We start from the raw sequence: 6,827 nt of genomic DNA on the forward strand, positions 1-6,827 counted from the left end.
GCACCCACAGGTGGTGCTTCACGAGGTCGGAGCGCTGCTCCTTGATCTCGATGGCGCGGGCGCGGAACACCGGATCCTCGTTGGCCTGGTACTTCTCCTGGATGGCCTTGACCGACTCGGCCTCGATGCGGGCCTGGGCCGGGTCGTACACGCCACACGGGAGGTCGCAGTGCGCGGTGGCCTCCAGGCGGGGGCGGAAGAGGGACAGAATCCCCATGGGTCCTCCCTGAGATGATCGTTCTGGCTGGTCCGACACTACTCGCGGTACCCGGGCCGGACCCAACGAACACCGATGTGACGAGGGAGCCACAGTGGTCTGGCCGGGCTGGCTGGTCTGGCGGCGGGTGACGGTGCGCGGGCCGTCGATGTCGCCGACACTCGCCGACGGTGACGTCGTCCTCGCGCGGTTCGGCGCCCGCCCGCAGGCCGGGGACGTCGTGCTGGTGCGGTGGGCGTCGCGTCCGGGGCAGCTGTCGGTGAAGCGGGCGGTGCGCCCGGACGGGGACGGCTGGTGGGTACGCGGGGACAACCCGTTCGGCACCACGGACTCCGACGTCCTCGGCGCGGCGGAGGTGCTCGCGGTGGTCCGCGCGCGGTGCTGGCCCCGCCCCGGGCGGCTGCGCTCCCGCGCTTGACAGCCTGACCACCGCAACGAGCGGCGCGTTCGTCCAACTCAGTTGGACGAACGCGCCGCTCGTTGCGGGGCGGCGCCGGCGTGGCGCCCCGCACAACTCGGCGGCGCCCGGCCGCGATCACCGCTACCCTGGTCGACCTACCCGTCCGGCCCGCCCGGTCCGCCGCCATCCCGCGGCGCCCCGCGCGACGGCCGTCCGGCACCGCGACCGCCGCCACCCCGCGGACTTCCGGTGTACGGCACCGAGAATGCCCGCGAGGCGCTCCCCGAGCAGCGCACGAGGAAGTGGTCTGCCATGACGACCGTCGAGAACCGCCCCGAGATCAGTACCGAGATCAGTGCCGAGATCAGCACCGTCCCCACCGGTGAGGAGATCTTCGCCGCCCACGAGGGCGGCAAGCTCGCCACCGGCCTCACCGCGCCCCTTTCGGACGCGCGGGAGCTCGCCATCGCCTACACCCCCGGCGTCGCGGAGGTGAGCCGCGCGATCGCGGCCGATGCCCGCCTCGCGCACCGCTACACATGGGCCGGTCGGCTGGTGGCGGTGGTGAGCGACGGCACGGCGGTCCTCGGCCTGGGCGACATCGGGCCGCGGGCGTCGCTGCCGGTGATGGAGGGCAAGTCCGCGCTGTTCAAGACGTTCGGCGGCCTGGACTCGATCCCGATCGTGCTGGACACGACGGACGTGGACGAGATCGTCGAGACGCTGGTGCGGCTGCGGCCGAGCTTCGGAGCGGTCAACCTGGAGGACGTGTCGGCGCCGCGCTGCTTCGAGCTGGAGCGCCGCCTCGTCGAGGCGCTGGACTGCCCCGTCATGCACGACGACCAGCACGGCACCGCGATCGTGCTGCTCGCGGCGCTGCGCGGAGCCTGCGCGGTGCAGGAGCGCGAGCTCGCGGGCCTGCGGGTCGTGATCTCGGGTGCGGGTGCGGCCGGCGTGGCGTGCGCGCGGATCCTCCTGGCCGCCGGGGTCCGCGACGTCGTGGTGCTCGACTCGCGCGGGATCCTCGACGCCACCCGCGGCGGGGAGAAGGCCCTGCTGGCGGCCGGGACGAACCCCCGCGGGGTCGCGGGCGGGATCGCCGAGGCCATGGCGGGCGCGGACGTGTTCGTGGGCCTGTCGAGCGCGACGCTTCCGGACGAGCTGCTCGCGACGATGGCGCCGGAGGCGATCGTGTTCGCGCTCTCGAACCCGGACCCCGAGGTGCACCCGGACGTCGCGGCCCGCCACGCCGCGATCGTCGCGACGGGCCGCAGCGACTTCCCGAACCAGATCAACAACGTGCTGGCGTTCCCGGGCGTGTTCCGGGGCGCGCTCGACGCGGGTGCACGGCGGATCACCGAGGCGATGAAGCTCGCGGCCGCGGAGGCGATCTTCGAGGTGGCGCGCGAGGACCTGGCGCCGGAGCGGATCGTGCCGAGCCCGTTCGATCCGCGCGTGGCACCGGCGGTGGCGGCGGCCGTCATGCACGCATCTCACGCTGGGTGACGTACACCGAACGCTCTGACCTGCGACATGCCGCCCACACCGGCGTGGCCACTACTCAGCGTCCACCGATCAGGTGGCCTGTGGGGGTCCGCTTCCTCCGATCGGGACGTTTCAGCGTGTCTTTCGTCGCACTGCGTCGTTTCACCGGGTGACGGGTGACGGCACGACGCGGGAGGCACGCAGATGGTGGAGCCGGTGGACGGTCCGGGCCACGTCGATCCCCGGCCTGCCCCCCGGCCGCGCCCGCACCCGCACCCCGCTGCCGAGCAGGTCGGTCCGGCCGACGCCGCAGGCCGGACCGCCGTGCCGGCGGGCGTGCCGTCGATGCCGGTCGTCGCGGCCCTGCAGCACGGTGCGACGCCGTCCGCGCCGGAGCCCGGGCTGACCGCCGTCGCGCGCGCGGAGCTGCGCCGTGCCCGCCAGGCCGTGTTCGGCAGCAGGCCCGCGTCGCCGGAGATGACGGTGTTCGCGGACCGGGTGGCCCGGGCCGTCGTCGGCCGGGAGCCGTTCGTGCCGTCACCCAACACGCCCGGGGGATCCGGCCGGATGCCGGCGGTGGGGCGCCCGATGCCCGCGCCGCACGAGGTGGTGGCCACCTCACCGGGCCGCGACGCCACCGGGGACACCGTCGCGCCTGCGCCCGCCGGACCGGAGAGCGTGCCGCTGCCCGCCGCTCCCGCGCTGGTGTGCGACGGCTCGGACCGGATCGTCCGGGTCAACGCGGCGCTGCTCGTGCTCGCGGGCCGCTCCGCCGGGGGTTCCGGTGCGGGCGCGGCCCAGGCTTCTGCGGGTTCTGCCGGGCTGTTCGGGATGCGATTGCCGCAGCTCGTCGTGGGCCCGGACAGTGACGCGCGGCTGGTACGCCCGGACGGACGGCTCGTCCGGGTGCGCGTGCTGCGCTGGGACGTGCCCGACCGGGAGCTGCATGCGGTCGTGCTCGTCGAGCTGGGGGCCACCGCGGAGGAGGAGCGTGCGGCGGAGCGCCGCCGCACCGACGAGCTGGAGCGGCTCGCGCACGCCGGCACGTGGACCTACGAGCTCGCCTCCGGCACGCTGCGCCGCAGCGCCGCGCTGGAGGACCTGTACCGGGCCGTCGGGCTGGACCCGGCCCGGGGCCGCGCGCGGCTGGAGGGCGACCAGGTGGCGCGCCTGTGCGCGGCGCTGCGTGCCGGGGGCGACCGGCGGCACACCGTGTCGGCGGACCTGGAGCTGCCCGGCGGGTTCCGGCTGGAGTGCCGGGCCGAGGTCGAGTACGGCCAGGACGGGGCGCCCGCCCGGCTGGTCGGGGTCGTGCGCGACGTGACCGCCCAGCGGGTGGCCGCAGAGCGGGCGGCGCGGTCGGGGCGCCGGTTCGCCGACCTGGTCGCAGTGCTGCCCGGCGGGGTCGCGATGGTGGAACCGGGCGGGCGGATCGTGGACGCGAACCCCGCGATGGCGGCGATGCTCGGCACGCCGGTGGAACGGCTGCGCGGGTTGCCGGTGTCGTCGCTGGCGGTCGACCCGGCGGAGGAGCGGCCGGCGGGGGCGTTCCCGCAGTGGCTGCGCCTGATCCGCCCGGGGCCCCAGCACGGCTACGCCGTCGACGCGGTGGCGCTGCGCCGCGGCGACGGCTCCACCGCGTGGGCGGACCTGCGGATCTCGGTCACCGCCACCGAGGACGGCGGCTGGTTCTGGATGATCGTGTGCTCCGATCTCGCCGAGCGCCGCGCCGCGCAGGAGACGCTGCGCCGGGTCGCGCACACCGACGCCGTCACCGGGCTGCCGATGCGTGCCGCGGCGGTGGAACGGCTCGACGCGCTGCTGGCCGGGCCGCGGCCCGGGTCGGTCGCCGTGGTGTGTGCCGGCGTGGACGGCTTCGGGCGGGTCAACGCCGCCGCGGGCCATGGCGCCGGTGACGCGGTCCTGGCCACGCTCGCCCGGCGGCTGGACGACGAGCTGCCCGAGGGCTGCACGGCGGCACGGCTGGCGGGCGACGAGTTCCTCGTGGTGTGCGCCGACCACGCGCCCGACGGCGGGCCGGCGGGGCTCGCGCGCAGCGTCGTCGGGATCCTCTCCGGGGGGATGATGGTCGACGGGCGTCCCGTGCGGCTCACGGCCTCGGCGGGGGTCGCGTGCGCCGGGGGCGCCACCACGGCGGACGACCTGGTCCGGCACGCCGAGATCGCGATGCGCGACGCGAAGGCCCGCCGTGCCGGGTACGCCGTCGCGTCGCCGGGGCTGGTCGCCTCGGCCGGTGCGCTGCTGCGGCTGGAGGCGGACCTGCGCGCCGCCTTCGCCACCCCCGGGGCCGCGGACGCCGCGGGGCTGGTGCTGCACTTCCAACCCGTCGTCGGCCCGGACGGCGTGGTGCGCAGCGCGGAGGCGCTGGTGCGCTGGGAGCACCCGGAGCGCGGCCCGATCCCGCCGGGGGAGTTCCTGCCGATCGCCGAGCGGTGCGGCCTGATGCGCGAGCTCGACCTGTGGGTCCTGCGCACGGCCTGCCGCGAGGCGGCCCGCTGGCCCGCCCACGACGGCCGGGTGCCCGCCGTCGCCGTCAACCTCGCCGGGCTGCTGCCCGCAGACCCGGGGTTCGTCGCCGCCGTGACCGGTGCCGTGGACTCGGCGGGGCTCGGCTGGCACCGACTGGTCCTGGAGCTGGTCGAGTCCAGCCTGGTGGAGCTCCCGCCCGGGGCCCGCACCGCGATGGCGGAGCTGGCCGGGCGCGGCGTCCGGTTCGCGGTGGACGACTTCGGCACCGGCTGGTCGGGCCTCTCCCGGCTGCGCGACCTGTCCGCGCACGTCGTGAAGCTGGACCGCTCGTTCGTCACCGGTGTCGCCGCGGACCCCACGGACGCCGCGGTCGCCCGCGCCGTCGTCGAGCTGGCCCGGGTGCTCGGTTGCGCCGTCGTCGCCGAGGGCGTGGAGACCCCCGAGCAGTACCGGGCACTGCTCGGGCTGGGGATCGACTCCTTCCAGGGATGGCTCTTCGCACGCGCGATGCCGTCCGACGGCCTGCGGGCGCTCCTCGTCGGGGACCGGCTCGACGTGCCCCGGTGAGCCTGCGCGCAGCGTCACGCTGAGGGTCCCGGTCCGGTCACAGCACTCGCGGCGCCCCCCCGATCGGGTTACTGTGCCCGGATGATCGAGTTCCGCGGGGTCACGAAGCGGTTCCCCGACGGCACCGTCGCCGTGGACGACCTGAGCCTCACGGTCGAGCAGGGCGGCGTCACGGTATTCGTCGGCCCGTCGGGGTGCGGCAAGACCACCTCCCTGCGGATGATCAACCGGATGATCGAGCCCACGTCGGGGGCGATCCTCGTCGACGGCGACGACGTCACCCGGGGCGACCCGGCGAAGCTGCGCCGCGGGATCGGCTACGTGATCCAGCAGGCGGGGCTCTTCCCGCACCGCACCGTGCTGGACAACGTCGCCACCGTGCCGTTCCTGCTGGGCTGGTCGCGCAAGCGCGCCCGGGCCCGGGCTGCGGAGCTGATGGAGATGGTGGGGCTCGCGCCCGAGATGGCCACGCGCTACCCGGTGCAGCTCTCCGGTGGACAGCAGCAGCGCGTCGGCGTCGCCCGCGCGCTGGCCGCCGATCCGCCGATCCTGCTGATGGACGAGCCGTTCTCCGCGGTCGATCCCGTCGTCCGTGAGAGCCTGCAGGACGAGCTGCTGCGGCTGCAGGGAGAGCTCGGCAAGACGATCGTGTTCGTCACCCACGACATCGACGAGGCCATCAAGCTGGGCGACCGGGTGGCGGTCTTCCGGGTGGGCGGGCGTCTCGCGCAGTACGACGAGCCCGGCGTGCTGCTCGCTCGGCCCGCTGACGGGTTCGTGGACGGCTTCGTGGGGCGTGACCGCGGCTACCGCGGTCTCGGGTTCCTCTCCGACGAGCTGCCGCTCGGCGAGCTGCCCACCGTCGCACTGGGAGAGGCGGCGAACGGCGACACGGGCTGGCGCCTCGTCGTGGACGCCGAGCTCCGTCCGCAGGGCTGGATCACCGGGGAGGCGCCCGCCGACGCCGAGCACCTGGTGCCGGGCGGGACGCTCTACGAGGTGGGGTCGGGGTCGCTGCGCAGCGCCCTGGACGCGGCGCTGTCCTCCCCGTCCGGTCAGGGCGTCGCCGTCGACGGGGACGGGCGGGTCGTGGGGTCGGTGAGCGCGGACGACGTCCTCGCCGCACTCGCGGACGCCCGGCGCGAGCAGGCCGCGGCCTGAGCGGGGCGCGACCGTGGCCTGGGGCTGGATCCCCCGCAACGCCGAGCTCATCTGGGAGCTGACGCTCCAGCACATCTGGCTCGCGCTGGTCCCGGTGGTGCTCGGCCTGGTGGTGTCGCTGCCGCTGGGCTGGGTCGCCACCCTCAACCCGACGGTGCGCACCGTGATCATCACGGTGACGGGGCTGCTGTACACGATCCCGTCCCTGGCGCTGATCGTGATGATGCCGCTGCTGCTGGGCATCCAGATCCTCGATCCGCTGAACGTCGTCGTCGCGCTCACGATCTACACGGTGGCGCTGCTCGTGCGCTCGGTCGCGGACGCGCTGGACGCCGTTCCGGGGGTGGTCACGGCGGCGGCGACGGCGATGGGGTTCTCGCCGGCGCGCCGGTTCGTCGGCGTCGAGCTGCCGCTGGCGGTGCCGGTGGTGATCGCGGGGCTGCGGGTGGCGGCCGTGTCGAACATGAGCCTGGTGACGGTCGGTGCGCTGGTCGGGCTGGGCGGGCT

General features: G+C 75.4%; 6 protein-coding genes. 5 read left to right on the plus strand and 1 reads right to left on the minus strand.

The window, feature by feature from the left end; all coding sequences use genetic code 11:
- Positions 1–217, minus strand: a 217-nt coding sequence (locus tag AB7J25_RS29550; RefSeq protein ID WP_428514483.1) for a superoxide dismutase [Ni], incomplete at its 3' end; no start/stop codon positions are given.
- Between the two features lie 94 nt (positions 218–311).
- Here AB7J25_RS29550 and AB7J25_RS29555 point away from each other — a divergent pair.
- From AB7J25_RS29555 to AB7J25_RS29575, 5 genes are all read left to right on the plus strand, one after another.
- A complete protein-coding gene (locus AB7J25_RS29555; RefSeq protein ID WP_428514485.1) occupies positions 312–635 on the plus strand; it encodes a S24/S26 family peptidase in 324 nt (107 codons plus the stop codon).
- 294 nt (positions 636–929) lie between these two features.
- Positions 930–2,123, plus strand: coding sequence for an NAD(P)-dependent malic enzyme (locus AB7J25_RS29560; protein WP_428514487.1), 1,194 nt, complete (start codon positions 930–932; stop codon positions 2,121–2,123).
- 183 nt (positions 2,124–2,306) lie between these two features.
- A complete protein-coding gene (locus AB7J25_RS29565; RefSeq protein WP_428514489.1) occupies positions 2,307–5,159 on the plus strand; it encodes an EAL domain-containing protein in 2,853 nt (950 codons plus the stop codon).
- Between the two features lie 81 nt (positions 5,160–5,240).
- Positions 5,241–6,320: an ABC transporter ATP-binding protein gene (locus AB7J25_RS29570; protein WP_428514491.1), complete on the plus strand. Its 1,080-nt coding sequence runs from the start codon at positions 5,241–5,243 to the stop codon at positions 6,318–6,320.
- A 13-nt stretch (positions 6,321–6,333) separates the two neighbouring features.
- On the plus strand, positions 6,334–6,827 hold a 494-nt coding region (locus AB7J25_RS29575; RefSeq protein ID WP_428514493.1), incomplete at its 3' end, for an ABC transporter permease.

The organism is Pseudonocardia sp. (genome assembly GCF_050246655.1).
In the GTDB taxonomy this organism is placed as follows: Bacteria; Actinomycetota; Actinomycetes; order Mycobacteriales; family Pseudonocardiaceae; genus Pseudonocardia.

What these genes read in the sequence shown, in the direction of transcription:
- AB7J25_RS29560 (WP_428514487.1), top strand. Translation starts at nt 930, where the DNA reads ATGACGACCGTCGAGAACCGCCCCGAGATCAGTACCGAGATCAGTGCC.
- AB7J25_RS29565 (WP_428514489.1), top strand. Translation starts at nt 2,307, where the DNA reads ATGGTGGAGCCGGTGGACGGTCCGGGCCACGTCGATCCCCGGCCTGCC.
- AB7J25_RS29570 (WP_428514491.1), top strand. Translation starts at nt 5,241, where the DNA reads ATGATCGAGTTCCGCGGGGTCACGAAGCGGTTCCCCGACGGCACCGTC.